This window comes from Curtobacterium sp. MCPF17_003, assembly GCF_003224385.1.
Lineage (GTDB): Bacteria > Actinomycetota > Actinomycetes > Actinomycetales > Microbacteriaceae > Curtobacterium > Curtobacterium flaccumfaciens.
The window spans coordinates 144,564-169,963 of the sequence record NZ_QKLC01000004.1; the positions used below are offsets into that span (position 1 = coordinate 144,564).

36 protein-coding genes are annotated in these 25,400 nt (G+C 67.7%); 35 read left to right on the top strand and 1 reads right to left on the bottom strand.

The window, feature by feature from the left end:
* Positions 1-4 precede the first annotated feature (4 nt).
* The 28 genes from rpsG to map all read left to right on the top strand — a co-directional run bounded on the left by rpsG (position 5) and on the right by map (position 19,137).
* Complete coding sequence (gene rpsG, locus DEJ30_RS06015) at positions 5-475, top strand: 30S ribosomal protein S7 (RefSeq protein WP_017885539.1); 471 nt, start codon at positions 5-7, stop codon at positions 473-475.
* A 97-nt stretch (positions 476-572) separates the two neighbouring features.
* A complete protein-coding gene (gene fusA / locus DEJ30_RS06020; RefSeq protein WP_110859496.1) occupies positions 573-2,690 on the top strand; it encodes an elongation factor G in 2,118 nt (705 codons plus the stop codon).
* 147 nt (positions 2,691-2,837) lie between these two features.
* Positions 2,838-4,025, top strand: coding sequence for an elongation factor Tu (tuf, locus tag DEJ30_RS06025; protein ID WP_110859497.1), 1,188 nt, complete (start codon positions 2,838-2,840; stop codon positions 4,023-4,025).
* Between the two features lie 174 nt (positions 4,026-4,199).
* On the top strand, positions 4,200-5,177 hold the full coding sequence (locus DEJ30_RS06030) for a DNA topoisomerase IB (protein WP_110859498.1): 978 nt from the start codon (positions 4,200-4,202) through the stop codon (positions 5,175-5,177).
* Positions 5,178-5,257: 80 nt separating this feature from the next.
* Positions 5,258-6,085, top strand: a complete 828-nt coding sequence (locus tag DEJ30_RS06035) for a DarT ssDNA thymidine ADP-ribosyltransferase family protein (RefSeq protein ID WP_110859499.1) — start codon at positions 5,258-5,260, stop codon at positions 6,083-6,085.
* Positions 6,086-6,606: 521 nt separating this feature from the next.
* A complete protein-coding gene (gene rpsJ, locus DEJ30_RS06040; protein ID WP_017885534.1) occupies positions 6,607-6,915 on the top strand; it encodes a 30S ribosomal protein S10 in 309 nt (102 codons plus the stop codon).
* 12 nt (positions 6,916-6,927) lie between these two features.
* Positions 6,928-7,584, top strand: a complete 657-nt coding sequence (gene rplC / locus DEJ30_RS06045; protein ID WP_027466731.1) for a 50S ribosomal protein L3 — start codon at positions 6,928-6,930, stop codon at positions 7,582-7,584.
* Between the two features lie 2 nt (positions 7,585-7,586).
* Positions 7,587-8,246, top strand: coding sequence for a 50S ribosomal protein L4 (gene rplD, locus DEJ30_RS06050; protein ID WP_027466730.1), 660 nt, complete (start codon positions 7,587-7,589; stop codon positions 8,244-8,246).
* Positions 8,243-8,542 carry a 50S ribosomal protein L23 gene (gene rplW, locus DEJ30_RS06055; protein ID WP_027466729.1) on the top strand — a complete coding sequence of 100 codons (300 nt, stop codon included), beginning with the start codon at positions 8,243-8,245 and terminating at the stop codon, positions 8,540-8,542. Before rplD ends, rplW begins: the two co-directional genes overlap by 4 nt.
* A gap of 18 nt (positions 8,543-8,560) precedes the next feature.
* A complete protein-coding gene (gene rplB / locus DEJ30_RS06060) occupies positions 8,561-9,400 on the top strand; it encodes a 50S ribosomal protein L2 (protein ID WP_027466728.1) in 840 nt (279 codons plus the stop codon).
* 11 nt (positions 9,401-9,411) lie between these two features.
* Positions 9,412-9,693, top strand: a complete 282-nt coding sequence (gene rpsS / locus DEJ30_RS06065; protein WP_017885529.1) for a 30S ribosomal protein S19 — start codon at positions 9,412-9,414, stop codon at positions 9,691-9,693.
* A gap of 25 nt (positions 9,694-9,718) precedes the next feature.
* Entirely contained in the window at positions 9,719-10,111 is a 393-nt protein-coding gene (gene rplV / locus DEJ30_RS06070) for a 50S ribosomal protein L22 (RefSeq protein ID WP_035809257.1), read from the top strand.
* On the top strand, positions 10,111-10,923 hold the full coding sequence (gene rpsC, locus DEJ30_RS06075; RefSeq protein WP_017885527.1) for a 30S ribosomal protein S3: 813 nt from the start codon (positions 10,111-10,113) through the stop codon (positions 10,921-10,923). Before rplV ends, rpsC begins: the two co-directional genes overlap by 1 nt.
* Positions 10,924-10,925: 2 nt before the next feature.
* Positions 10,926-11,345, top strand: coding sequence for a 50S ribosomal protein L16 (gene rplP / locus DEJ30_RS06080; protein WP_017885526.1), 420 nt, complete (start codon positions 10,926-10,928; stop codon positions 11,343-11,345).
* Positions 11,345-11,665: a 50S ribosomal protein L29 gene (gene rpmC / locus DEJ30_RS06085; protein ID WP_017885525.1), complete on the top strand. Its 321-nt coding sequence runs from the start codon at positions 11,345-11,347 to the stop codon at positions 11,663-11,665. Before rplP ends, rpmC begins: the two co-directional genes overlap by 1 nt.
* Entirely contained in the window at positions 11,665-11,949 is a 285-nt protein-coding gene (rpsQ, locus tag DEJ30_RS06090) for a 30S ribosomal protein S17 (RefSeq protein WP_017885524.1), read from the top strand. Before rpmC ends, rpsQ begins: the two co-directional genes overlap by 1 nt.
* A gap of 31 nt (positions 11,950-11,980) precedes the next feature.
* Positions 11,981-12,349 (top strand): 50S ribosomal protein L14, encoded by a 369-nt coding sequence (rplN, locus tag DEJ30_RS06095; RefSeq protein WP_017885523.1) that lies wholly within the window; start codon positions 11,981-11,983, stop codon positions 12,347-12,349.
* A 3-nt stretch (positions 12,350-12,352) separates the two neighbouring features.
* Entirely contained in the window at positions 12,353-12,712 is a 360-nt protein-coding gene (gene rplX / locus DEJ30_RS06100) for a 50S ribosomal protein L24 (RefSeq protein ID WP_017885522.1), read from the top strand.
* A complete protein-coding gene (rplE, locus tag DEJ30_RS06105) occupies positions 12,712-13,302 on the top strand; it encodes a 50S ribosomal protein L5 (RefSeq protein WP_110859500.1) in 591 nt (196 codons plus the stop codon). The genes rplX and rplE overlap by 1 nt, the downstream gene beginning before the upstream one ends.
* A gap of 153 nt (positions 13,303-13,455) precedes the next feature.
* Positions 13,456-13,854: a 30S ribosomal protein S8 gene (gene rpsH / locus DEJ30_RS06110; protein ID WP_017885519.1), complete on the top strand. Its 399-nt coding sequence runs from the start codon at positions 13,456-13,458 to the stop codon at positions 13,852-13,854.
* Positions 13,855-13,860: 6 nt separating this feature from the next.
* Positions 13,861-14,397 carry a 50S ribosomal protein L6 gene (gene rplF, locus DEJ30_RS06115; RefSeq protein WP_017885518.1) on the top strand — a complete coding sequence of 179 codons (537 nt, stop codon included), beginning with the start codon at positions 13,861-13,863 and terminating at the stop codon, positions 14,395-14,397.
* A gap of 2 nt (positions 14,398-14,399) precedes the next feature.
* Positions 14,400-14,774 (top strand): 50S ribosomal protein L18, encoded by a 375-nt coding sequence (rplR, locus tag DEJ30_RS06120; protein ID WP_027466725.1) that lies wholly within the window; start codon positions 14,400-14,402, stop codon positions 14,772-14,774.
* A complete protein-coding gene (gene rpsE, locus DEJ30_RS06125) occupies positions 14,771-15,595 on the top strand; it encodes a 30S ribosomal protein S5 (protein WP_110859501.1) in 825 nt (274 codons plus the stop codon). Before rplR ends, rpsE begins: the two co-directional genes overlap by 4 nt.
* Complete coding sequence (gene rpmD, locus DEJ30_RS06130; RefSeq protein ID WP_017885515.1) at positions 15,595-15,780, top strand: 50S ribosomal protein L30; 186 nt, start codon at positions 15,595-15,597, stop codon at positions 15,778-15,780. Before rpsE ends, rpmD begins: the two co-directional genes overlap by 1 nt.
* A complete protein-coding gene (gene rplO / locus DEJ30_RS06135) occupies positions 15,777-16,241 on the top strand; it encodes a 50S ribosomal protein L15 (RefSeq protein ID WP_017885514.1) in 465 nt (154 codons plus the stop codon). The genes rpmD and rplO overlap by 4 nt, the downstream gene beginning before the upstream one ends.
* 147 nt (positions 16,242-16,388) lie before the next feature.
* Complete coding sequence (secY, locus tag DEJ30_RS06140; protein ID WP_027466722.1) at positions 16,389-17,711, top strand: preprotein translocase subunit SecY; 1,323 nt, start codon at positions 16,389-16,391, stop codon at positions 17,709-17,711.
* The gene (locus tag DEJ30_RS06145; RefSeq protein ID WP_110859502.1) at positions 17,708-18,298 is read left to right on the top strand and encodes an adenylate kinase; all 591 of its coding nucleotides are present in this window, start codon (positions 17,708-17,710) and stop codon (positions 18,296-18,298) included. Before secY ends, DEJ30_RS06145 begins: the two co-directional genes overlap by 4 nt.
* A gap of 59 nt (positions 18,299-18,357) precedes the next feature.
* Positions 18,358-19,137 (top strand): type I methionyl aminopeptidase, encoded by a 780-nt coding sequence (gene map, locus DEJ30_RS06150; protein ID WP_250895737.1) that lies wholly within the window; start codon positions 18,358-18,360, stop codon positions 19,135-19,137.
* A 143-nt stretch (positions 19,138-19,280) separates the two neighbouring features.
* Here map and DEJ30_RS06155 read toward each other — a convergent pair whose 3' ends face one another.
* Complete coding sequence (locus DEJ30_RS06155) at positions 19,281-20,576, bottom strand: LCP family protein (protein WP_110859504.1); 1,296 nt, start codon at positions 20,574-20,576, stop codon at positions 19,281-19,283.
* Between the two features lie 294 nt (positions 20,577-20,870).
* On the opposite strand from DEJ30_RS06155, the gene infA reads away from it, so the two are divergent.
* The 7 genes from infA to DEJ30_RS06190 all read left to right on the top strand — a co-directional run bounded on the left by infA (position 20,871) and on the right by DEJ30_RS06190 (position 25,351).
* Positions 20,871-21,092 carry a translation initiation factor IF-1 gene (infA, locus tag DEJ30_RS06160; protein ID WP_017885509.1) on the top strand — a complete coding sequence of 74 codons (222 nt, stop codon included), beginning with the start codon at positions 20,871-20,873 and terminating at the stop codon, positions 21,090-21,092.
* Between the two features lie 70 nt (positions 21,093-21,162).
* Positions 21,163-21,279: a 50S ribosomal protein L36 gene (rpmJ, locus tag DEJ30_RS06165; protein WP_022903266.1), complete on the top strand. Its 117-nt coding sequence runs from the start codon at positions 21,163-21,165 to the stop codon at positions 21,277-21,279.
* A gap of 186 nt (positions 21,280-21,465) precedes the next feature.
* Complete coding sequence (rpsM, locus tag DEJ30_RS06170; RefSeq protein ID WP_017885508.1) at positions 21,466-21,840, top strand: 30S ribosomal protein S13; 375 nt, start codon at positions 21,466-21,468, stop codon at positions 21,838-21,840.
* Positions 21,841-21,849: 9 nt separating this feature from the next.
* Complete coding sequence (rpsK, locus tag DEJ30_RS06175; RefSeq protein ID WP_017885507.1) at positions 21,850-22,248, top strand: 30S ribosomal protein S11; 399 nt, start codon at positions 21,850-21,852, stop codon at positions 22,246-22,248.
* Between the two features lie 205 nt (positions 22,249-22,453).
* The gene (locus DEJ30_RS06180) at positions 22,454-23,449 is read left to right on the top strand and encodes a DNA-directed RNA polymerase subunit alpha (RefSeq protein WP_017885506.1); all 996 of its coding nucleotides are present in this window, start codon (positions 22,454-22,456) and stop codon (positions 23,447-23,449) included.
* 63 nt (positions 23,450-23,512) lie between these two features.
* The gene (gene rplQ / locus DEJ30_RS06185; RefSeq protein WP_110859505.1) at positions 23,513-24,091 is read left to right on the top strand and encodes a 50S ribosomal protein L17; all 579 of its coding nucleotides are present in this window, start codon (positions 23,513-23,515) and stop codon (positions 24,089-24,091) included.
* 141 nt (positions 24,092-24,232) lie between these two features.
* Entirely contained in the window at positions 24,233-25,351 is a 1,119-nt protein-coding gene (locus tag DEJ30_RS06190; protein ID WP_110859506.1) for an aromatic acid exporter family protein, read from the top strand.
* Positions 25,352-25,400: the final 49 nt, after the last annotated feature.

Here is a 25,400-nt window from a genome sequence, read left to right on the forward strand (position 1 = left end):
TTAGATGCCTCGTAAGGGTCCCGCCCCCAAGCGTCCCGTCGTCGCCGACCCGGTCTACGGTGCGCCGATCGTCAGCCAGCTCGTCAACAAGATCCTGCTCGACGGCAAGAAGGGCCTCGCCGAGCGCATCGTCTACGGTGCACTCGAGGGCGTTTCCGCCAAGAACCAGCAGGACGCCGTCGTGACGCTGAAGAAGGCGCTCGACAACGTCCGTCCGACCCTCGAGGTCCGCAGCCGCCGCGTCGGTGGCTCGACCTACCAGGTCCCGGTCGAGGTCAAGCCGCACCGCGCGAACACCCTCGCGCTCCGTTGGCTCACCTCGTACGCCAAGGCCCGTCGCGAGAAGACGATGACCGAGCGTCTCATGAACGAGATCCTCGACGCGTCGAACGGTCTCGGTGCCGCGGTCAAGCGCCGCGAGGACACGCACAAGATGGCCGAGTCGAACAAGGCCTTCGCCCACTACCGCTGGTAGTCCCGGCTCTGCTGGCTGATCGGTCCGGGCGCCGACGGGCAAAACCCCCGGCGCCCGGCCGACCACCAATCTCCTACAACTCTTCCGGAGGAACCCTGTGGCACAGGACGTGCTCACCGACCTGAACAAGGTCCGCAACATCGGCATCATGGCGCACATCGATGCCGGCAAGACCACGACGACCGAGCGCATCCTGTTCTACACGGGCATCACGCACAAGATCGGTGAGGTCCACGACGGCGCTGCCACGATGGACTGGATGGCGCAGGAGCAGGAGCGCGGCATCACGATCACGTCGGCCGCGACGACCTGCTTCTGGGACAACAACCAGATCAACATCATCGACACCCCCGGTCACGTGGACTTCACGGTCGAGGTGGAGCGCTCGCTCCGCGTCCTCGACGGTGCGGTCGCCGTCTTCGACGGCAAGGAGGGCGTCGAGCCCCAGTCCGAGACCGTCTGGCGTCAGGCCGACAAGTACGACGTCCCGCGCATCTGCTTCGTCAACAAGATGGACAAGCTGGGCGCCGACTTCTACTACACCGTCGACACCATCGTGAACCGCCTCGGCGCGGAGCCCCTCGTGCTCCAGCTGCCGATCGGTTCCGAGAGCTCGTTCGAAGGTGTCGTCGACCTCGTCCAGATGCGTGCACTCACCTGGCGCGGCGACGCCAAGGGTGACGTCGCGATGGGCGCGAAGTACGAGATCGAAGAGATCCCGGCCGACCTGCAGGACCGTGCCGCCGAGTACCGCGAGAAGCTCATCGAGCGCGTGGCCGAGGCGGACGACGTCCTCATGGAGCGCTACCTCGAGGGCGACACCGACTTCTCGGTCGCCGAGATCAAGGCAGCCATCCGTGCCCTCACGGTGAGCAGCACGCTCTACCCGGTCCTCTGCGGTTCCGCGTTCAAGAACCGTGGTGTCCAGCCGATGCTCGACGCCGTCATCGACTACCTCCCGTCCCCGCTCGACGTGCCGCCGATGATCGGCCACGACGTCAAGGACGAGGAGAAGGAGATCATCCGCAAGCCCGACGCGTCCGAGCCGTTCTCGGCCCTCGCGTTCAAGGTCGCGGTGCACCCGTTCTTCGGTCGTCTGACCTACGTGCGCGTCTACTCCGGCTCGATCGAGTCCGGTGCCCAGGTCGTCAACTCGACCAAGGGCAAGAAGGAGCGCATCGGCAAGATCTTCCAGATGCACTCCAACAAGGAGAACCCGGTCGCCAACGTGACCGCTGGCCACATCTACGCGGTCATCGGCCTCAAGGACACCACCACCGGTGACACCCTGTGCGACCCGACCAACCAGGTCGTCCTCGAGTCGATGACGTTCCCGGAGCCGGTCATCGAGGTCGCCATCGAGCCGAACACGAAGGCTGACCAGGAGAAGCTCTCCACGGCCATCCAGAAGCTCGCCGAAGAGGACCCGACGTTCCGCGTCGAGCTCAACGCCGAGACCGGTCAGACGACGATCAAGGGCATGGGCGAGCTCCACCTCGACATCCTCGTCGACCGCATGAAGCGTGAGTTCCACGTCGAGGCGAGCGTCGGCAAGCCCCAGGTGGCCTACCGCGAGACGCTCACCAAGATCGTCGAGCGCTACGACTACACCCACAAGAAGCAGACCGGTGGTTCCGGCCAGTTCGCGAAGGTGCAGATCGCGCTCGAGCCGATGGAGGTCACGAGCGAGAAGGTCTACGAGTTCGTCAACGCGACCTCCGGTGGCCGTGTCCCGCGCGAGTACATCCCGTCGGTCGACGCCGGTATCCAGGACGCCATGCAGGTCGGCATCCTCGCGGGCTACCCGACGGTCGGCGTGAAGGCCATCCTCAAGGACGGCGCGGCGCACGACGTCGACTCGTCCGAGATGGCGTTCAAGATCGCCGGCTCGATCGCCTACAAGGAAGCGGCTCGCAAGGCCGGTCCGGCGATCCTCGAGCCGATCATGGCCGTCGAGGTCCGTACTCCTGAGGAGTACATGGGCGACGTCATCGGTGACCTGAACTCCCGTCGTGGCCAGATCGCCTCGATGGAGGACGCCTCGGGCGTCAAGGTGGTCCGCGCGAGCGTGCCGCTGTCCGAGATGTTCGGCTACGTCGGCGACCTGCGGTCGAAGACCTCTGGTCGTGCGGTCTACTCGATGACCTTCGAGACCTACAGCCAGGTCCCGGCCAAGGTCGCCGAGGAGATCATCGCGAAGAACGCGGGGGAGTAGCGCTCAGCGCTTCTCCACAGGCGGGGGCGCCCGGCGACGGGCCCCTCGCCACCAAGTAAAGTACAGACACACACCGCGCACCAACGGTTCCGAGCCCATCCAGGGCCGGCCGGGGGTGACGCTTCCGAGTCCTGAGGAGGACCCACAGTGGCCAAGGCCAAGTTCGAGCGCACCAAGCCGCACGTCAACATCGGAACCATCGGTCACGTCGACCACGGCAAGACCACGCTCACGGCGGCGATCACCAAGGTTCTGCACGACCAGTACCCGGACCTCAACGAGGCCCGCGACTTCGCGCAGATCGACAACGCTCCCGAGGAGCGCCAGCGCGGCATCACGATCAACATCTCGCACGTCGAGTACCAGACCGAGAAGCGTCACTACGCGCACGTCGACGCCCCCGGTCACGCCGACTACGTGAAGAACATGATCACGGGTGCGGCACAGATGGACGGCGCGATCCTCGTGGTCGCCGCCACCGACGGCCCGATGCCCCAGACGCGTGAGCACGTGCTGCTCGCCCGTCAGGTCGGCGTCCCCTACATCGTCGTCGCACTGAACAAGTCCGACATGGTGGACGACGAGGAGATCCTGGAGCTCGTCGAGCTCGAGGTCCGCGAGCTCCTCGGCTCGCAGCAGTTCGACGAGGACGCCCCCGTCGTGCAGGTCTCGGCGCTCAAGGCGCTCGAGGGCGACGAGAAGTGGGTCAAGTCGGTCCAGGACCTCATGGCCCAGGTCGACGAGCACGTGCCGGACCCGGTGCGCGCCACCGACCAGCCGTTCCTGATGCCGATCGAGGACGTCTTCACGATCACCGGTCGTGGCACGGTCGTCACCGGTCGCGTCGAGCGTGGCACGCTCAACCTGAACGAGGAGGTCGAGATCGTCGGCATCCGCGCGACGCAGAAGACCACCGTCACGGGCATCGAGATGTTCCGCAAGCTGCTCGACCAGGCGGTCGCCGGTGACAACACCGGTCTGCTCATCCGTGGCCTCAAGCGCGAGGACGTGGAGCGCGGCCAGGTCGTCGTGAAGCCGGGTTCGGTCACGCCGCACACCGAGTTCCAGGCGAACGCGTACATCCTGACCAAGGACGAGGGTGGGCGTCACAACCCGTTCTACGCGAACTACCGCCCGCAGTTCTACTTCCGCACCACGGACGTCACCGGCGTCATCACGCTGCCCGAGGGCACCGAGATGGTCATGCCCGGTGACACCGTCGCCATGACCGTCGAGCTGATCCAGCCGATCGCCATGGAAGAGGGCCTCCGTTTCGCCATCCGTGAGGGTGGTCGTACGGTCGGTGCCGGTACGGTCGAGAAGATCATCAAGTAACTCCGGTTCCTTGCGACAGCGGGGTCGGGCCTTCAGGGCCCGGCCCCGCTTCGTCGTCCCCGGCCGCTGACGGGCCGTACAGGGCGCCGGAGCGGAGGCCCGGGGCCGGGCCGGTGCCGCGCCTCCTGTCCGCCCCGTGACCCGTCACAGGCGTCACGGAGTTGGCTCGGCGTCGTGACACGCCTCCGCAGATCCGCGACCTCCGGTCGCGGCTACCACCGCGTCCGATCCGGGAGCGGCTTCTCGTACCGTGATCCCCAGGGCAACACGGTGACCGATCCGGACGAGCGCCGTCGGCTCGAGGAGTTCGTGATCCCGCCGGCGTGGGACGACGTCTGGATCTCGCCGTACCCCAACGGACACATCCTCGCCACCGGGACGGACGGCGCCGGTCGGCGGCAGTACATGTACCACCCGTCCTGGCGGGAGCGGATGGACCGCATCAAGTACGACCGCGCGCTGGCACTCGCCGAATCGCTGCCGGTGGCCCGCCGTGGCGTCACGCAGGACCTCCGTCGCCCCGAGCCGGACCGTCGCCGGGCACTGGCCGCAGCGTTCCGCATGCTCGACCAGGGGTCGCTCCGGGTGGGGTCCGAGCGGTACGCCACCGAGCACGGGAGCCGTGGTCTGTCGACGCTGCTCTGCGCGCACGCCCACGTCTCCGGCGACGACATCGAGCTCGACTTCCCCGGCAAGAGCGGGCAGGAGTGGTCGTCGTCGATCCACGACCACGACCTCGCGCGGGTCATCGCGGGCATGAAGCGGCGCGGACCGAACGCGCGGCTGCTGTCGTTCCGCGAGCGTCGCGGGGCGGAGTGGGAGCCGCTCTCCGCCGAGGACATCAACGCCTACGTCAAGGAACGTGCTGGCGACGAGTTCACCGCGAAGGACTTCCGGACCCTGCACGGCACGGTCGCGGCTGCGGTGGACCTGGCGAAGACCGGCCCGCAGTCGTCGCAGGCCAAGCGGAAGAAGGCCGTCTCGCACGCGGTCAAGGCCGCCAGCGAGGAGCTCGGCAACACCCCGACGGTGTGCCGACAGAGCTACATCGACCCCCGGTTGCTCGACGCGTACGACCACGGGGAGACCATCGATCCGAACCGCCTGGCGTCCGCCGAGGCCGAGGTCCGGGCGCTGCTCTACCGACAATGACCCGGGGGCCGTCCGGATGACGTAGCGTTGGTCGACGTGCCGGACCACCCCCACACGGCACGGAAGGACCCACAACAGTCGTGACCGACGAGTGCATCCACGGTTTCCCCACCGAGCTCTGCGACATCTGCGCACCCCGGCAGCGCGAAGCGTCGGAGACCCCAGCCACCCCGGCACCACGCCGGACCCGCATCACCACCAACCTGCGCGTCGACCCGCCAGCCTCCGGGCCCGGGACGTCGCTGCGGTCGCCGACGTCGCTCCGTTCGTCGTCCGCCGACCTGCCCGAGGCGCGTGAGTTCGCAGCGCTCCGCGCCCACCACGTCACCCACATCGACAACCTCGACGGCATCGTCGGCGCCGGTGCGATCCTGGCGTCCGACCAGGCGGAGCCCGTCGTCGACGTGAGCTCTGCCGACACCCGCGCCGCCCGCGCCGAGGCCGAGGCACCAGACGGCTCCTCGATCGCCGGCCACGTGCCGTTCACGCTGTCCCCCGACGCCACCCGCTGGGACGAACTCCGGACGGGCGCCGAGGGCGAGCGCTGGTCCGATGCCGCCCGTCGCACCCGGGCGATCGACTACGTCGTGCTCGTCGTGCCGGTCTCGGCGTTCGGGGCATCCGTGATCGTCGCCGACCAGGACGCCGACGCCGACGACGTCCGGTTCGCCGTCGGGCCCGACGCCGCCACGAACCTGATCCGTCGCACCGACTTCACGGACCCGGAGATGCACGGCCTCGAGCTGCTCGCCGGTCCGAGCGTGCCGTTCACGTCGGTCGCGGTCATCGGCGTGCCCAACGACAAGGCCCGGCAGACGGTCCGCGCCGTGCTCGCCGACCACGGTGGACACGCTCCGCGAGTGGCCGTCTTCCCGCCGTGGTTCGTGCCCCCGGTGACCGCTGAGTGACGGTCTCCTGACCCGTTTCGAGGCACCCTCCGGACCACGTCCGGAGGGTGCTCCGCGTTGCGGGGCCGAGCCGCGCCTCCAGGCCGTCCGATCCGCGTGGATCCGGGCAAGCGAGCCCGCGGGACACGCCCGGCGATTCGCGACACGCCCGGGTTGCACGTGGGCCGGGGCTATGCGAGACTTGTCCGGTTCCGAATTCCCCGTGGGTGCATGCCCACAGGATCACTGCTCTGGCAGTGCACAACCCCCTTGTTCAGCAGGGCTGGGTTGGGCCGCAGGCAGCAGAACACGACTCCCCGAGATGTGACGGACGCGGTGCACCACTGCTGCGCCCGGATCACGAGGCAGTCGATTGCCCACGCTGGACGGCCACGGTCGCCCGCGAGGTTGACAGGTGAACAGCGGTCATCCCCAGTGGATGCGGCCGGTTGGTTCAGGAAAACAGCACGGTCCGCAGGAATGCGGAACCGAGCGGCGTCAGGCGGCCAGAGGGTGCGCGGCGCAGAGAGGACAAGAGACACATGGCGGGACAGAAGATCCGCATCCGGCTCAAGTCGTATGACCACGAGGTCATCGACACGTCGGCCCGGAAGATCGTCGACACGGTGACCCGTGCCGGTGCAACCGTGGTCGGCCCGGTGCCGCTCCCCACCGAGAAGAACGTGATCGCAGTGATCCGTTCCCCTCACAAGTACAAGGACTCGCGCGAGCACTTCGAGAAGCGCACGCACAAGCGGGTCATCGACATCGTCGACCCGACGCCGAAGGCCGTGGACTCGCTCATGCGACTCGACCTGCCGGCAGACGTCAACATCGAGATCAAGCTGTAAGGGGGCTGACCAATGGCGAACTCAACCAAGACCGTCAAGGGCCTCCTCGGCAAGAAGCTCGGCATGACGCAGGTGTGGGACGAGAACAACAAGTTCATCCCCGTCACCGTGATCGAGGTCGGCCCGAACGTGGTCACCCAGATCCGCAACGCTGAGCGCGACGGCTACGAGGCGATCCAGATCGCCGCCGGCGCCATCGACCCGCGCAAGGTCAACAAGCCGGCCGCTGGCCACTTCGAGGCCGCTGGCGTGACCCCGCGTCGCACCCTCACCGAGATCCGTACCAACGACTCCGCTGAGTACACGCTCGGCCAGGAGCTCACCGTGGACGGCACGTTCACGGCGGGCCAGAAGGTCGACGTCGTCGGTACCTCCAAGGGCAAGGGCTTCGCCGGTGTCATGAAGCGCCACGGCTTCCACGGCGTCGGTGCCTCGCACGGTGCGCACCGCAACCACCGCAAGCCCGGCTCGATCGGTGCTTCCTCGACCCCGTCGCGCGTCTTCAAGGGCATGCGCATGGCCGGTCGTATGGGTGGCGACCGCGTGACCGTCCTCAACCTCACGGTGCACGCCGTCGACGCCGAGAAGGGTCTGCTGCTCGTCAAGGGCGCCGTCCCCGGTGCTCGTGGCCGCTCCGTCTTCGTCCGCACCGCCGTGAAGGGTAAGTGATCATGGCCACCACGACCGCAACCACGATCGACGTCCTCGACGCATCGGGTGCCAAGTCCGGCACCGTCGAGCTCCCCGCAGCTCTCTTCGACGTCGAGACCAACGTCCCGCTGATCCACCAGGTCGTCACCGCGCAGCTCGCAGCCGCGCGTCAGGGCACCCACAAGACCAAGAACCGCGGCGAAGTCCGCGGTGCCGGTCGCAAGCCGTTCAAGCAGAAGGGCACCGGCCGCGCCCGTCAGGGTTCCGTCCGTGCTCCGGAGCACACCGGCGGTGGCGTCGTCCACGGACCGACCCCGCGCGACTACTCGCAGCGCACCCCGAAGAAGATGATCGCCGCTGCTCTGCTCGGCTCGCTCTCGGACCGTGCACGCGGTGGCCGCATCTCCGCTGTGGAGGGCTTCGTCGCGGCTGAACTGCCGTCGACCAAGACCGCCCGCACGCTCCTCGAGAAGGTCGCGCCCGTCAAGAACGTGCTCGTCGTGCTCGAGACGGACGACGAGCTGACGCTCAAGTCGATCCGCAACCTGTCGAACGTCCACGCGCTCTCGTACGGCCAGCTCAACGCCTACGACGTGCTGCGTTCGGACGCCGTCGTCTTCAGCAAGAGCGCCCTCGACGCCTTCATCGCGTCGAAGACCGCGAAGGAGATCACCGCATGAGCGGCTTCAACAAGGACCCGCGCGACGTCATCATCTCGCCGGTCGTCTCGGAGAAGAGCTACGCGCTCATCGACCAGGGCAAGTACACGTTCATCGTGGACCCCCGCTCGAACAAGACCGAGATCAAGCTCGCCATCGAGAAGATCTTCGACGTCAAGGTCGCGAGCATCAACACGCTGAACCGCCCGGGCAAGACCCGTCGCACCAAGTTCGGTCTCGGCAAGCGCAAGGACACCAAGCGCGCCATCGTGACGCTCAAGTCCGGTTCGATCGACATCTTCACGGCTGTCGGCTGAGGACCAGAGGGATAAATCATGGCTATTCGTAACTACAAGCCGACGACCCCCGGTCGTCGCGGCTCGTCGGTCGCAGACTTCGCTGAGATCACCCGTTCGACTCCGGAGAAGTCCCTGCTTCGTCCGCTGCCGAAGACCGGTGGTCGCAACAGCTCCGGCCGCATCACCACGCGTCACATCGGTGGTGGCCACAAGCGCCAGTACCGCGTGATCGACTTCCGTCGCTCCGACAAGGACGGCGTCGACGCCAAGGTCGCTCACATCGAGTACGACCCCAACCGCACTGCGCGCATCGCGCTCCTGCACTACGTGGACGGCACGAAGCGGTACATCATCGCGCCGAACAAGCTCAAGCAGGGCGACGTCATCGAGCAGGGTCCCGGCGCCGACATCAAGCCCGGCAACAACCTGCCGCTGCGCAACATCCCCGTGGGTACGGTCGTGCACGCCATCGAGCTCCGCCCCGGTGGCGGCGCCAAGATGGCTCGCTCCGCCGGCGCCTCGGTGCGTCTCGTCGCCAAGGACGGCCCCTACGCGCAGCTCCGTCTGCCGTCGGGCGAGGTCCGCAACGTCGACGCACGCTGCCGCGCCACGATCGGCGAGGTCGGCAACGCCGAGCAGTCGAACATCAACTGGGGCAAGGCCGGCCGCATGCGCTGGAAGGGCGTCCGCCCGACCGTCCGTGGTGTCGCCATGAACCCGGTCGACCACCCGCACGGTGGTGGTGAGGGCAAGACCTCCGGTGGTCGTCACCCGGTCAGCCCCTGGGGTCAGTCCGAGGGCCGTACGCGCAAGCCGAACAAGCCGAGCGACAAGCTCATCGTCCGTCGCCGTAACGCCGGCAAGAAGCGCAAGTAGGAGTTCAGAAGATGCCACGCAGTCTGAAGAAGGGCCCCTTCGTCGACGAGCACCTGCTCCGCAAGGTCGTCACGCAGAACGAGGCCAACACCAAGAACGTGATCCGCACGTGGTCGCGTCGGTCGATGATCGTCCCGAACATGCTCGGGCACACCATCGCCGTCCACGACGGCCGCAAGCACATCCCGGTGTTCGTCACCGAGTCGATGGTCGGTCACAAGCTCGGCGAGTTCGCGCCGACCCGCACCTTCCGTGGTCACGTGAAGGACGACAAGAAGGGCCGTCGCCGCTGAGGCGGCGACGCAGAGGAGGAACGAAATGGTGGAGTCGATCGCACGCGTGCGACACATCCGCGTCACGCCTCAGAAGGCCCGTCGCGTCATCGAGCTGATCCGCGGCAAGCAGGCCCACGAGGCCCTCGCCATCCTGAAGTTCGCCCCCCAGGGCGCTTCGGAGCCCGTGTACAAGCTGGTCGCCTCGGCGATCGCGAACGCACGGGTCAAGGCGGACTCGACGAACAGCTTCCTCGACGAGCGCGACCTCTACGTGAGCCGCGTCTTCGTCGACGAGGGCACGACCCTGAAGCGGTTCCAGCCGCGCGCCCAGGGCCGCGCCTTCCGCATCAACAAGCGCACCAGCCACATCACGGTCGTCCTCGCGACGCCCGACGAGGCCGAGGTTGCCGCGACGAGCAAGAAGGCGAGCAAGTAATGGGCCAGAAGGTCAACCCGTACGGCTTCCGTCTCGGGATCACGACGGACCACGTCTCGCACTGGTTCACCGACAGCAAGAAGGCCGGTCAGCGCTACGCCGACTACGTGGCCGAGGACATCAAGGTGCGCGAGTACCTGAAGAAGACCCTCGACCGCGCCGGTGTCGCACGCATCGAGCTCGAGCGCACCCGTGACCGTGTCCGCGTGGACATCCACACGGCTCGTCCGGGCATCGTCATCGGCCGCCGCGGCGCCGAGGCGGAGCGCGTTCGCGGTGAGCTCGAGAAGCTCACCAAGAAGCAGATCCAGCTGAACATCCTCGAGGTCAAGAACCCCGAGACCGAGGCCCAGCTCGTCGCGCAGGGCATCGCCGAGCAGCTCTCCGCTCGTGTCGCGTTCCGTCGCGCCATGCGCAAGGGCCTGCAGGGTGCACAGCGCGCCGGCGCCAAGGGTGTCCGCATCCAGGTGTCGGGCCGTCTCGGCGGCGCCGAGATGTCGCGTTCGGAGTTCTACCGCGAAGGCCGTGTGCCGCTGCACACCCTCCGCGCGAACATCGACTACGGCTTCTACGAGGCCCGGACCACGTTCGGCCGCATCGGCGTGAAGGTCTGGATCTACAAGGGCGACATCACGAACAAGGAGCTCGCTCGCGAGCAGGCGAACCAGCGTTCGTCGCGCCCCGAGCGTCGTGGCGGCCCGCGCGGTGAGCGTGGCGACCGTGGCGGCGACCGTCGTGGCGGCGACCGCGGTGACCGTCGCCCGCAGCAGGCCCCGCAGGACGCGCCGGCCGGCGCAGGAGTTGAGGCGTAACCATGCTTATTCCCCGTCGAGTCAAGCACCGCAAGCAGCACCACCCGAAGCGTTCGGGTCAGGCCACCGGTGGTACCAAGGTCAGCTTCGGCGACTACGGCATCCAGGCCCTCACCCCGGCGTACGTGACCAACCGTCAGATCGAGTCCGCTCGTATCGCCATGACGCGTCACATCAAGCGTGGTGGCAAGGTCTGGATCAACATCTACCCGGACCGTCCGCTGACCAAGAAGCCCGCCGAGACCCGCATGGGTTCCGGTAAGGGTTCGCCCGAGTGGTGGGTCGCGAACGTGAAGCCGGGCCGGGTGCTCTTCGAGCTCTCCGGCGTCAGCGAGGAGATCGCCCGTGAGGCGTTGACTCGTGCAATCCACAAGCTGCCCCTCAAGGCACGCATCATCAAGCGCGAGGAGGGCGACGCATAATGGCGATCGGTTCCAAGGAGCTCCGTCCGACGGAGCTCGACACGTTCGAGAACGAGCGTCTCGCTGACGAGCTGAAGAAGGCCAAGGAGGAACTCTTCAACCTCCGCTTCCAGTCGGCCACCGGCCAGCTGGAGAGCCACGGTCGTCTCCGTGCCGTCAAGCGCGACATCGCCCGCATCTACACCGTCCTCCGCGAGCGCGAGCTCGGCATCCGTGCCACTCCCGCGCCCGTCGAGACCGCCCCCAAGGCCAAGAAGACGACGAAGAAGGCTGACAAGCCGGCCGAGTCGACCGAGGCCGAGACCGCCGAGGAGAAGTAATGGCGAACGAAGAGAAGAACTCCGCCGCCCTCACTCGCGGCTACCGCAAGACGCGTCGCGGCTACGTGACGAGCGACAAGATGGACAAGACCATCGTGGTCGAGGTCGAGGACCGCGTGAAGCACGCGCTCTACGGCAAGATCATCCGTCGCACGTCCAAGGTGAAGGCCCACGACGAGCTCGGCACCGCTGGTGTCGGCGACCTCGTCGTGATCAGCGAGACCCGTCCCCTCAGCGCGTCCAAGCGCTGGCGCCTGGTCGAGATCCTCGAGAAGGCCAAGTAGGCCTCGGCCTGCTTCGGAATAGGAGACAGCAGTGATTCAGCAGGAATCCCGCCTGAAGGTCGCCGACAACACGGGTGCCAAGGAGATCTTGACCATCCGCGTGCTCGGTGGCTCGGGTCGTCGCTACGCCGGCCTCGGTGACGTCATCGTCGCCACGGTGAAGGACGCCATCCCCGGCGGCAACGTGAAGAAGGGTGACGTCGTCAAGGCGGTCATCGTTCGCACCAAGAAGGAGACCCGTCGTCAGGACGGCTCCTACATCAAGTTCGACGAGAACGCGGCAGTGATCCTCAAGGCCGACGGCGACCCGCGCGGTACGCGCATCTTCGGTCCGGTCGGTCGCGAGCTCCGTGACAAGAAGTTCATGAAGATCATCTCGCTCGCGCCGGAGGTGCTGTAAGCCATGGCGAACATCAAGAAGGGTGACCTCGTCCAGGTCATCACGGGCGCGACGCAGGAGCGTGGCGGCGACCGTGGCAAGCAGGGCAAGGTCATCGAGGTCCTCAAGGACAAGAACCGCGTCGTCGTCGAGGGCGTGAACTTCGTCACGAAGCACGTCCGCGTCGGTCAGACGCAGCGTGGTTCGAAGACCGGTGGCATCGAGCAGCACGAAGCCTCGATCCACGTCTCGAACGTCGCACTCGTCGACCCGAAGACGAAGAAGCCGACGCGTGTCGGCTTCCGCACCGAAGAGGTGGAGAAGGACGGCGTCAAGAAGACCGTCCGTGTCCGCTACGCGAAGAAGTCTGGTGAGAAGCTCTGATGACTGACACGACTGCTGCGCCCGCTGGCAAGATCCAGCCGCGCCTCAAGCAGAAGTACCTGGCCGAGATCAAGTCGGCCCTCACCGAGCAGTTCGGTTACGCGAACGTCAACCAGGTCCCCGGCCTGGTCAAGGTCGTCGTGAACACCGGTGTCGGTGAGGCCGCTCGTGACTCCAAGATCATCGAGGGGGCCATCAAGGACCTCACGGCGATCACGGGTCAGAAGCCCCAGGTCAACATCGCCCGCAAGTCCATCGCACAGTTCAAGCTGCGCGAGGGTCAGGCCATCGGCGCGCACGTCACCCTCCGCGGTGACCGCGCGTGGGAGTTCCTCGACCGCCTGGTCACGCTCGCACTGCCCCGCATCCGCGACTTCCGCGGTCTCAGCGACAAGCAGTTCGACGGCAACGGCAACTACACGTTCGGTCTCACGGAGCAGTCCGTGTTCCACGAGATCGACCAGGACCGCATCGACCGTGTCCGCGGCTTCGACATCACTGTCGTGACCACCGCGAAGACGGACGACGAGGGACGCGCGCTGCTCCGCCAGCTCGGCTTCCCGTTCCGCTCCAACGAGCAGACGGTCTAAACTACTTCGGGCGGTGCGGGCCGGAGGATTCACGTCCTCCGGCCCGCACGCACGAACACACCGATCTCGGGGAACCGCCCCGGGATCACTCGATCGCTCAGGTCGGCATTCGTGGAACGGGTGTCGAAACCAGGCGAGAAATGGACGAACATCATGACGATGACCGATCCGGTCGCAGACATGCTGACCAGATTGCGGAACGCGAACTCCGCGCACCACGACGCAGTCGCGCTCCCGAGCTCCAAGCTCAAGAAGAACATCGCCGACATCCTCAAGCGTGAGGGCTACATCAGCGAGTGGAAGGTGGAGGATGCCCGAGTCGGGCAGACCCTCACCATCGACCTGAAGTACGGCCCCGAGCGCGAGCGTTCGATCGCCGGCATCAAGCGCGTCTCGAAGCCGGGCCTCCGGGTCTACGCGAAGTCGACGGAGATCCCCCAGGTCCTCGGTGGCCTCGGCGTGGCGATCCTCTCGACCTCCTCCGGCCTCCTGACCGACCGCGAAGCCGAGCAGAAGGGCGTGGGTGGGGAAGTCCTCGCCTACGTGTGGTGATCGACAATGTCACGAATCGGACGTCTCCCCATCGACATCCCCGCCGGCGTCACCGTCTCCGTTGACGGTCAGAACGTGGCGGTCAAGGGCCCGAAGGGCGAGCTCGCGCTCGTCATCGCCGAGCCCATCCAGGCCAAGGTCGAGGAGAACCAGGTCCTCGTCACCCGTCCGGACGACGAGCGCGAGTCGCGTTCGCTCCACGGACTGACCCGGACCCTCATCGCCAACAACATCATCGGCGTGACCCAGGGCTACACCAAGGGCCTCGAGGTCGTCGGCACCGGTTACCGTGTCGCGGCCAAGGGCTCGAACCTCGAGTTCGCGCTCGGGTACTCCCACTCGATCACGGTCGAGCCGCCGGCGGGCATCAGCTTCGCGGTGGAGGGCAACAACAAGGTCACCGTGGCCGGTATCGACAAGCAGGCTGTCGGCGAGGTCGCCGCGAACATCCGGAAGCTCCGGAAGCCCGAGCCCTACAAGGGCAAGGGTGTCCGTTACGCCGGCGAGAACGTGCGCCGCAAGGCCGGAAAGTCAGGTAAGTGATCATGGGACTCCTCAAGACACGAGGCAAGAGCAAGGCGGCCGCCAAGGCGCGTCGTCACAACCGTCTCCGCAAGAAGATCACTGGCACCGAGGCTCGTCCCCGTCTCGCCGTCACCCGCTCGTCGCGTCACGTGTTCGTGCAGGTCATCGACGACTCGAAGGGTCACACCCTCGCCAGCGCCTCGACGATGGAGGCAGACCTCCGCTCGTTCGACGGCGACAAGACCGCCAAGGCCCGTCGCGTCGGTGAGCTCCTCGCCGAGCGCGCGAAGTCGGCTGGCGTCGAGGCCGTGGTCTTCGACCGCGGTGGCAGCAAGTACGCCGGTCGCGTCGCCGCGATCGCCGATGGTGCCCGTGAAGGAGGGCTGAACCTGTGAGCGACAACGCGAACACCAACGAAGACGCCAAGACCGAGGCCGTCGAGGCCACGGAGACCACCGAGGCGAGCACGGAGGCCACGGCCACCGAGGCAACCGCCGAGGCGACCACCGAGGGCGCCAAGACCGGCAAGGAGGCGGAGGCACCTGCCGTCGCCGAGCGTCCGGTCGAGACCGCCGCGGGCTCCGCGTCCAACAACCGCGACTCCGCCGACAACCGTGGCCGTCGTGGTGGCGGTCGTGACCGTCAGCAGGGCCGCGACCGCAACAACCGCGGTGGCGACAGCCAGTTCCTCGAGCGCGTGGTGACCATCAACCGCGTCTCGAAGGTCGTCAAGGGTGGTCGTCGCTTCAGCTTCACGGCGCTCGTCGTCGTCGGTGACGGCAACGGCCTCGTGGGCGTCGGCTACGGCAAGGCCAAGGAGGTCCCCACGGCGATCTCCAAGGGTGTCGAAGAGGCGAAGAAGAACTTCTTCCGCGTCCCCCGCGTCGGTAACACGATCCCGCACCCGGTGCAGGGTGAAGCCGCCGCTGGCGTCGTCCTCCTGCGTCCGGCCGGCCCCGGTACCGGTGTCATCGCCGGTGGTCCGGTCCGCGCCGTGCTCGAGTGCGCCGGCATCCACGACGTCCTGAGCAAGTCGCTCGGCTCGTCGAACACCATCAACATCGTGCACGCGACCGTCGAGGCCCTGAAGCAGCTCGAGGAGCCCCGCGCCGTCGCGAGCCGTCGTGGCCTCGACGTCGAGCGGGTCGTCCCGGCCCGTCTGCTCCAGGCCGAGGCCGCAGCCCTGCGTGCCGCGACCGAGAAGGCAGGTGCGTGATGGCGATGCTGAAGATCACGCAGATCAAGTCCGTTATCAGCGAGAAGCAGTACCAGCGCGACACCCTGCGCAGCCTGGGCCTCAAGCGCATCGGCCGTTCGGTCGAGCGTGAGGACAACTCCCAGAACCGCGGGTACATCGCGACGGTGGCGCACCTCGTGAAGGTCGAGGAGGTCGACGCATGAGCGACGAGAAGAACGAGCGCGTGCAGGTGCTGAAGCTGCACCACCTCCGTCCCGCAGAGGGCGCCAAGAAGGACCGCACCCGTGTGGGTCGCGGTGAGGGCTCGAAGGGCAAGACCGCTGGGCGTGGTACCAAGGGCACGAAGGCCCGTTACCAGGTCCGGGTCGGCTTCGAGGGTGGGCAGATGCCGCTGCACATGCGCACCCCGAAGCTCCGCGGGTTCAAGAACCCGTTCCGGGTCGAGTACCAGGTCGTGAACCTGGACAAGATCTCGGAGCTCTACCCCGACGGTGGCGACGTCACCGTTGCGGGCCTGGTCGCCAAGGGCGCCGTCCGCAAGAACGAGAAGGTCAAGGTTCTCGGTCAGGGTGACATCACCGTGAAGATCACGGTCGCGGTCGACAAGGTCTCGGCGTCCGCCGCCGAGAAGATCGTGGCTGCTGGCGGCACCGTCTCCCAGTAACCCCCGTCGGCGGCCCGTGCGTTTGCGCACGGGCCGCCGTTACGGTTTCCTTGACAGTGGCCGGCATCCGCCAGCCGGGTCGGCCCTGCCGACCGAAACCGGTCCGGCCGCGATCGACGGCCCCGGTCCCACAAGTTCGGAGTCATCGTGTTCAGAGCGGTCGCGCGCATCATGCGCACCCCTGATCTTCGCAAGAAGATCGGCTTCACCCTCGCGATCATCGCGCTGTTCCGTCTCGGGTCGTACATCCCGGCACCGTTCGTCGACTACGCCGCCGTGCAGAGCTGTCTCGCCAGCGCGTCGTCCTCCGGCGGGCTCTACGACCTCATCAACCTCTTCTCCGGCGGCGCGCTGCTGAAGCTCTCGGTCTTCGCGCTCGGCATCATGCCGTACATCACGTCGTCGATCATCGTGCAGCTCCTGCGTGTGGTCATCCCGCACTTCGACACCCTCTACAAGGAGGGCCAGTCGGGCCAGGCGAAGCTGACGCAGTACACGCGCTACCTCACGATCGCGCTCGGTGTCCTGCAGTCCACGACGCTGATCACGGTCGCTCGCTCCGGCGCCCTGTTCGGCACGAACGCCTCCGCGTCCTGCACCTCGATCATCTCGAACGACAGCTGGTACGCCATCATGCTGATGGTCGTCACGCTGACCGCCGGCACCGGCCTCATCATGTGGATGGGCGAGCTCGTCACCGAGCGCGGCATCGGCAACGGCATGTCGCTCCTGATCTTCACGTCGATCGCGGCGCAGTTCCCGTCGGCGCTCTGGGCGATCGAGCAGTCGCAGTCGTTCGAGCTCTTCCTGTTCGTGATCCTGGTCGGACTCGTGATCATGATGGCCGTCGTGTTCGTCGAGCAGTCACAGCGGCGGATCCCCGTGCAGTACGCCAAGCGCATGGTCGGGCGGCGGACGTACGGCGGCAACAACACCTACATCCCGATCAAGGTGAACATGGCCGGCGTCGTGCCCGTCATCTTCGCCTCGTCGCTGCTGTACCTGCCGGCCCTGATCGCGCAGTTCAACCAGCCCTCGGACGGCTCCGAGCCGGCAGCCTGGGTGACCTGGATCCAGAACAACCTGACCTCGGGTGACAACTGGTTCTACATGGTCCTGTACTTCCTGCTCATCGTCGGGTTCACGTACTTCTACGTGGCGATCACCTTCAACCCCGAAGAGGTCGCCGACAACATGAAGAAGTACGGCGGGTTCATCCCCGGCATCCGTGCCGGTCGTCCGACCGCCGAGTACCTCGACTACGTCCTCACCCGGGTGACGCTGCCCGGCTCGCTCTACCTCGGTCTCATCGCGCTCATCCCGCTGGCAGCACTGGCGCTGTTCGGCGCGAACCAGAACTTCCCGTTCGGTGGCGCGAGCATCCTCATCATCGTGGGTGTCGGTCTCGAGACCGTGAAGCAGATCGACTCGCAGCTGCAGCAGCGTCACTACGAAGGGCTTCTCCGTTGAGCGCACGTCTCATCATCGTCGGACCTCCCGGAGCCGGGAAGGGCACCCAGGCCGGCCGCATCGCGGACTCCTTCGGGATCCCCGCGATCTCGACCGGGGACATCTTCCGCAAGAACGTGGCAGAGGGCACGCCCCTCGGCGTGCAGGCGAAGGCGATCATGGACGCCGGCGACTACGTGCCGGACTCCCTGACGAACGAGCTCGTGAAGTCCCGCCTGCGGGAGCCCGACGCCGAGCACGGGTTCCTGCTGGACGGGTACCCGCGCACGGTCGGTCAGGTCGAGTACCTCGACGCGCTGCTCGCCGAGCAGTGCACCGCGATCGACGCCGTCGTGCAGCTCGTCGCCGACCAGGACGAGCTCGTCGGGCGCCTGCTCAAGCGTGCCGAGGACCAGGGTCGCAGCGACGACAACGAGGAGACGATCCGTCGTCGTCAGCAGGTGTACGCCGAGCAGACGGCGCCCATCGTGGCGGCGTACGGCGAGCGTGGCCTGGTGGTCGACGTCGACGGCCTCGGAGCGATCGACGAGGTCGGCGACCGCATCCAGACGGCACTGGCGGGCCGCGGGCTCTCCGCGACCGTCTGACCAGCGTGGTGCGGTTCAAGAAGCCCTCGATCTACAAGACCCCGGACGAGCTCCGGGCGATGGTCCGGCCGGGCCTGCTGACCGCCGAGGCGCTCGACGCCGTCCGGGCAGCGATCCGCCCGGGCATCACGACCGGCGAACTCGACGCGATCGCCGAGCGCACCATCCGTGACGGCGGTGGGATCCCGAACTTCCAGCTCGTGCCCGGCTACCGCCACACGCTGTGCGTGTCGGTGAACGACGAGATCGTGCACGGGATCCCCGGAGAGCGCGTGCTCGCGCCCGGCGACATCGTGTCGGTGGACGCCGGCGCCGAGGTCGACGGCTGGAACGGTGACAGCGCGTTCACGACCGTCGTGCCCGGTGGCGACGCCACGGTCACCGCGGCCCGGCAGACGCTCTGCGACACGACCGAGCGGTCGCTCTGGCACGGCATCGCCGCGCTCGCCCACGCGAAGAACCTGCACGAGGTCGGCTCCGCTGTGGAAGACGCGATCGACGAGACCGGCGCGTGGGGCATCGTCGAGGACTACACCGGTCACGGCATCGGCCGGTCGATGCACGAGGACCCGCCGGTCTTCAACTACCGCGTCCGTGGCGCCGGCCCTGCCGTCAAGCCGGGGCTGGTGGTCGCCATCGAGCCCATGGTCACGGCCGGCACGATCGACAGCTCGACGGACGACGACGACTGGACGGTCCGGACGCTCGACGGCTCCGACGCCGCGCACTGGGAGCACAGTGTCGCGGTGCACGCGGCTGGGATCTGGGTGCTCACGGCCGCCGACGGCGGCGCTCGGGGCCTGGCCCCGCTGGGTGTGACGCCCGTCCCGATCCCGTAGGACGGGCCTCCGGTCCGGATCCCGTGCCCACGCTCGGCGGATCTGCACGATGCGACGGCCGGGAGGCCCGGCTGGCGTCCGCCGTGTCGCCCACGTCGGGTGGACCCATCCGATCAGTGCCCGACGGACGCCGTGGCGTCGTGTCAGTTGCCGACGGAGCAGGTCTCCTCGGAGGCGCTCTGCCCGGTGATCGACGAGGGCAGCGGCGTCGCCGACGCGGTCGGCGTCCGAGTGGCGGTGGCGCTCGGCGCCGCCGATGGCACGTCGGCGGACGACGAAGTCCCTGACGAACCCGAGGTGCCGGACGGACCCGAGGTCCCGGACGACCCGGTGCTGCTCGACGTCCCGCCGCTGGACGGCGACTCCTCGGACGCGCGACCGGTGCTCGAGTCGCTCAGCGAGGACCGGACGTCGTTCTGCAGCGCCACGTTCAGGGTGTGGGCCGTCTCCTGGTCGACGATCACCCGGGCATCGTCGGCGGGGTCGTCGGCCACCGGGTACTGCACGAAGAGCATGTTGGCCGTGCTCATCCCGCGCAGCGCCGAGGCGAGCTTGACCAGGGTGCCGGTCTGGGCCAGGCCGTCGGACAGCGTCATGTTGGACAGGGCGGCGCCGGCCAGCTTGTAGAGCGTGATCGGGTTCGAGAGCGTGCCGTCCGAGGTGACCTTGCGGAGGAGCGCCGACAGGAACACCTGCTGCGAGCTGATGCGGGCGAGGTCGCTGCCGTCGCCGACCCCGTGGCGGGTGCGCAGGAAGGCGAGTGCGTCCGAGCCCTCGAGGGAGTGCGAGCCCGTCGTGAGGTGCAGGCCGGTGAAGGTGTCGTCGATCGGCTCGGCAACGCACACGTCCACGCCGCCGAGGGCGTTCGACATCTCGATCACGCCGTCGAAGGTGATGAGCCCGGCGTAGGGGATGCTCAGGCCGGTCAGGTTCTCGACCGTGTCCACGACGCAGGAGACACCGCCGTTGCCGAGCGCGGTGTTGAACATCGCCGAGGTGGACGCGGGGTAGGTCGTGCCGGTCGCGGGGTTGGTGCAGGCCGGGATCGGGACCATCAGGTCACGGGGGAAGCTGACCGCGGTGAGCTGCTGGTGGTCCGCCGAGATGTGGATGAGCATCGTGACGTCGTTGCGGGCGCCCTCGACGTCCTCGTCGGAGTCGAACTGGCCGACCCGCGTGTCGCTGCCGATGAGCAGGATGTTCGCTCCGCCCTTGATCGCCGAGATGTCCGCGGTCTTGGCGGTGTTCTGGTCGTCGGTGCTGAGTGCGACCGTCTGCGGCGCGGCGGCGAGCTGCGCGCCTGCGATCGCGGCGACGCTCGTGCCGCTGACGAGCAGGACGGCGACGGCGGCCGCGACGACGGTGACGAGCGTGCCCCAACCCCGACGACGGGCCTGCTTGCCGTGGCTGGCGAAGGGGCGTCGGGTGGCGTCGGGCACGTGTTCTCCGTTCGGTGGTCCGGCGCGAGCTGCTGGTGCGGCGGACGTGGCTGCGGAGCAAAACTACGGTTCGCGCGCAAGTGCGCGCCCGGAGCGCGCCGTCAAACCACTGTGGAACGCTCAGGCACGGCTCCGGAAGCCCCAGACGTGGGGTGTTCCGCGTCCCCACTTGGCAATTGCGGGTTTACCACATAAGATCGATCTTTGGTGTGTCATGCCCTCTCGGGTGTGGCGACCGACCCGCAGACCGGTTCGGGGATCACACCAGTTCCACAACCAAGCGACAGTGAGGCTATGGCCAAGAAAGACGGCGTCATCGAGATCGAAGGCTCGGTGCTCGAAGCTCTGCCCAACGCGATGTTCCGCGTTGAGCTGACGAACGGACACAAGGTCCTCGCGCACATCTCCGGGAAGATGCGCCAGCACTACATCCGCATCCTCCCCGAGGACCGCGTGATCGTGGAGCTGAGCCCGTACGACCTGACCCGCGGCCGGATCGTCTACCGCTACAAGTGATCCGCGAGCTGGAAAGGAACGGCACGGCAATCCTGCCGAGCACGAAGCCAGCGAGCACGAGGAAAGAACCATGAAGGTCAACCCCAGCGTCAAGCCCATCTGCGAACACTGCCGCGTGATTCGCCGCAAGGGCCGCGTCATGGTGATCTGCAAGAGCAACCCGCGTCACAAGCAGCGCCAGGGCTAGTCCCGGGCGCGTGACCGGCGCCGACGGTGTCCATCGGACACCAGGCTGCTCGAGCACGACCCACAACTGAAGATCGACAACGCAGTACCAGAACCCGGTCGCACGACGGCCGGGGGACACCTCGGGGCGGAGGCCCGAGCACCGGTACTGCGCCACACCTCCATCGACAACAGGAGCAGCCATCACATGGCACGTCTAGCAGGCGTCGACATCCCGCGCGAGAAGCGCGTGGAGATCGCACTCACGTACATCTACGGCGTCGGCCGTACCCGCGCCGTCCAGGCACTGACGGAGACCGGTATCTCCGGTGACATCCGCGTCAAGGACCTGACCGACGACCAGCTCGTCGCCCTCCGTGACTTCATCGAGGGCAACTTCAAGGTCGAGGGTGACCTCCGCCGTGAGGTCGCCGCCGACATCCGCCGCAAGGTCGAGATCGGCAGCTACGAGGGTCTCCGCCACCGTCGTGGTCTCCCGGTGCGCGGTCAGCGCACCAAGACCAACGCTCGTACCCGCAAGGGACCGAAGCGCACCGTGGCAGGCAAGAAGAAGGCTCGATAGGAGACCCCGATGGCTACCCCCAAGACTGCCGCGCGCAAGCCGCGCCGCAAGGAGAAGAAGAACGTCGCTGTGGGCCAGGCCCACATCAAGAGCACGTTCAACAACACGATCGTCAGCATCACCGACCCGTCGGGTGCCGTCCTCAGCTGGGCGTCCTCGGGTGCCGTGGGCTTCAAGGGTTCGCGCAAGTCGACGCCGTTCGCGGCGCAGCTCGCCGCCGAGTCCGCTGCGCGTCAGGCGCAGGAGCACGGCGTCAAGAAGGTCGACGTCTTCGTGAAGGGCCCGGGTTCGGGTCGCGAGACCGCGATCCGCTCGCTCCAGGCCGCTGGCCTCGAGGTCGGCTCGATCAACGACGTCACGCCGCAGGCGCACAACGGGTGCCGCCCGCCCAAGCGCCGTCGCGTCTGACGCGAGGAGCAACCGGCCGCGCCCTGCTCGTCCCCTGACCGGATCCGTTCCGGCGAGCGCGGGCAGGGCCCGCGGCCATTCCTGGTCGTTCGATCGCGCACGTGTGTGCGCGTGATCACAACTCAACAGACCCGTCGGGGCCCATGCGGCCCCGTCGTACCGCCAAGTGTCATATAGCGGACACTTCGCCGAAAGGAATCCCACAGTGCTCATTGCACAGCGCCCCACCCTGACCGAGGAGCCGATCTCCGAGCACCGCTCGCGCTTCGTCATCGAGCCGCTCGAGCCGGGCTTCGGTTACACCCTCGGCAACTCGCTGCGCCGCACGCTCCTCTCCTCGATCCCCGGCGCGGCTGTCACCAGCATCCGCATCGACGGCGTCCTCCACGAGTTCAGCACCGTTCCCGGTGTCAAGGAAGACGTCACCGAGATCATCCTCAACATCAAGAGCCTGGTCGTCTCCAGCGAGCACGACGAGCCCATCACGGCGTACCTGCGCAAGCAGGGTGCCGGTCAGGTCACCGCAGCGGACATCTCCGCTCCGGCCGGCGTCGAGATCCACAACCCGGAACTCGTCATCGCGACCCTGAACGACACCGCGCGCTTCGAGCTCGAGCTCACGATCGAGCGTGGCCGTGGCTACGTCTCGGCGACGCAGAACCGTTCCGAGTTCAGCGAAGCCGGTCAGATCCCGATCGACTCGATCTACTCGCCGGTCCTCAAGGTCACCTACCGCGTCGAGGCGACGCGTGCCGGTGAGCGCACGGACTTCGACCGCCTGGTCGTCGACGTCGAGGCGAAGCCGGCCATCACGCCGCGCGACGCCATCGCGTCGGCCGGCCGCACGCTGGTCGAGCTGTTCGGGCTCGCTCGCGAGCTCAACACGGCGGCCGAGGGCATCGAGATCGGCCCCGCGCCGGTCGACGCCGTGCTCTCGAACGAACTGCAGACCCCGATCGAGGACCTCGACCTGTCGGTCCGCAGCTACAACTGCCTGAAGCGGGAGGGCATCAACACGGTGTCCGAGCTCGTCGCCCTGTCGGAGACGCAGCTCATGAACATCCGCAACTTCGGTCAGAAGTCGGTGGACGAGGTCAAGGACAAGCTCACCGAGCTCGGCCTGTCCCTCAAGGACACCGTCCCCGGATTCGACGGCGCCCACTTCTACAGCGGGTACGACGAGGACGAGTCCAACAACTGACCTCGCGCTCACGCGCAAGCGCGCTGACACCGCGCGCACCACTTTCACCACTGGAGAACTGACATGCCGAAGCCCACCAAGGGCCCCCGCCTCGGTGGCGGTCCCGCCCACGAGCGCCTGCTCCTGAGCAACCTCGCCAACGCCCTCTTCACGCACGGTCGCATCACGACCACCGAGACGAAGGCCAAGCGCCTCCGCCCGGTCGCCGAGCGTCTCATCACGTTCGCGAAGCGGGGCGACCTGCACGCGCGTCGTCGTGTGATCAGCATCCTGCGCGACAAGTCCGTCGTGCACACGCTGTTCACCGAGATCGCCCCCCAGGTCGAGGACCGCCAGGGCGGTTACACCCGCATCACGAAGCTCGGCTTCCGCAAGGGCGACAACGCTCCGCTGGCGTCGATCGAGCTCGTCCTCGAGCCCGTCTCGAGCACGCCCGCTCCGGTCAAGCGCAACTCGGCTCCGGCCGCTGCTGCCGCCCCGGTCGACGAGCCGGCCGCTGACGAGACCGCCGAGGAGGCCCCGGTCGAGGAGACCGAGACCACCGAGGAGTCCGCCCCGGTCGAGACCGAGTCCGAGACCGAGGCTGCTGCCGAGGTCGAGGCCGACGCCGCCGAGAAGTCGGACGACGCCGACACCAAGTAGTCCGGTGCCCTCCGGGGCGCCGCACCACCACGAGGAAGCCCTCGCGACCCAGGTCGCGGGGGCTTCCTCGCGTGCACGGACTCCACGGCACGAGCGACGCGCCGCGTAGGGTGGCCGACCGGTACGACAGGGAAGGAAGTCATGGCGTTCCAGCACGTTGCGGGTCTGGGGACACGGGTCTGGCGGTGGAGCCGGACCTCGGGCACGCAGCCGCGCCTGCTGCACGCCGGCAAGGCCGCCGCCGCTGCGGTGATCGCCTGGCTCGTGGCGCAGCACATCCCGGGCGTCGCGGCCGAGTACCCGTACTACGCGCCACTCGGCGCCGTCGTCGCGATGCAGACCACGGTGTTCGCGGGCATCCGGAGCGGTGTGCAGACCCTGGTCGGGATCGCCCTCGGCATCCTCATCGCCGCGTTCACGATGTGGGTCGGCGATCCCGGCTTCCTCGCGATCGCGCTCGCGGTCGGCGTCGGGGTGCTGGTCGGCGGGTTCCGCGTGCTGGGGGAGGGGAGCTCGTGGGTGTCGACCGCGGCGCTCTTCGTGCTGCTCGTCGGCGGCGCGCACGCCGAGGGCTACTCGCTCGGGTACCTCGTGCAGATGGCCGTGGGTGTCGTCGTCGGGCTGCTGGTCAACTTCCTGGTGTTCCCGCCGCTGCACTTCTGGGACGCCGAACACCGCATCGACGCGGTGAACGGTGTGCTGGCGGACCACCTCGACGGGCTGGCAGCCGTGCTCGAGGAGGGCAAGCGCGACGAGAAGGCGTGGGACCACCAGCAGGACCGCCTGGACCGCGCGATCGCGGACGTCCGGTCGCGGGTGGCGATCGCGCACGAGAGCCGCCGGCTCAACCCCCGTGGGGCACTGCGTGGGTCGCGAGCGCGGCTCCAGAAGGACGGCGGACGCTTCCGGGCACTGGAGCGCGTCGCCTGGTACACGACCGACCTCACCGAGCTCGTGGCGCGCTCCGGTCCGGTCTCCGAGGGTGTCGGGCGTCCGGACCCCGCGTTCGCCACCCCCATCGCCGAAGCGCTGCGGAAGATCGCCAGCACGATCCGCGGTGACTCCCCGGAGGACCAGGCCGAAGCGGCCATCGCACGACTCGAGACCGCGCTCGACGAATCGCGTGAGAACCCCTCCCACGTCGCGGTCACCTCGGCCGCGCTCGTCGCCCTGCGCGGGATCGTCGAGTCCGAGCGGCGCGCCACCGACGACCTCGACACCCGGACCGGTCCGTCGGCGTTCGGCCGTCCGCGCGGCTGAAGGGGTGCGGGCGGTCGCCGTCCGGCGGACCGAGCGCGGGCCGGGAGGC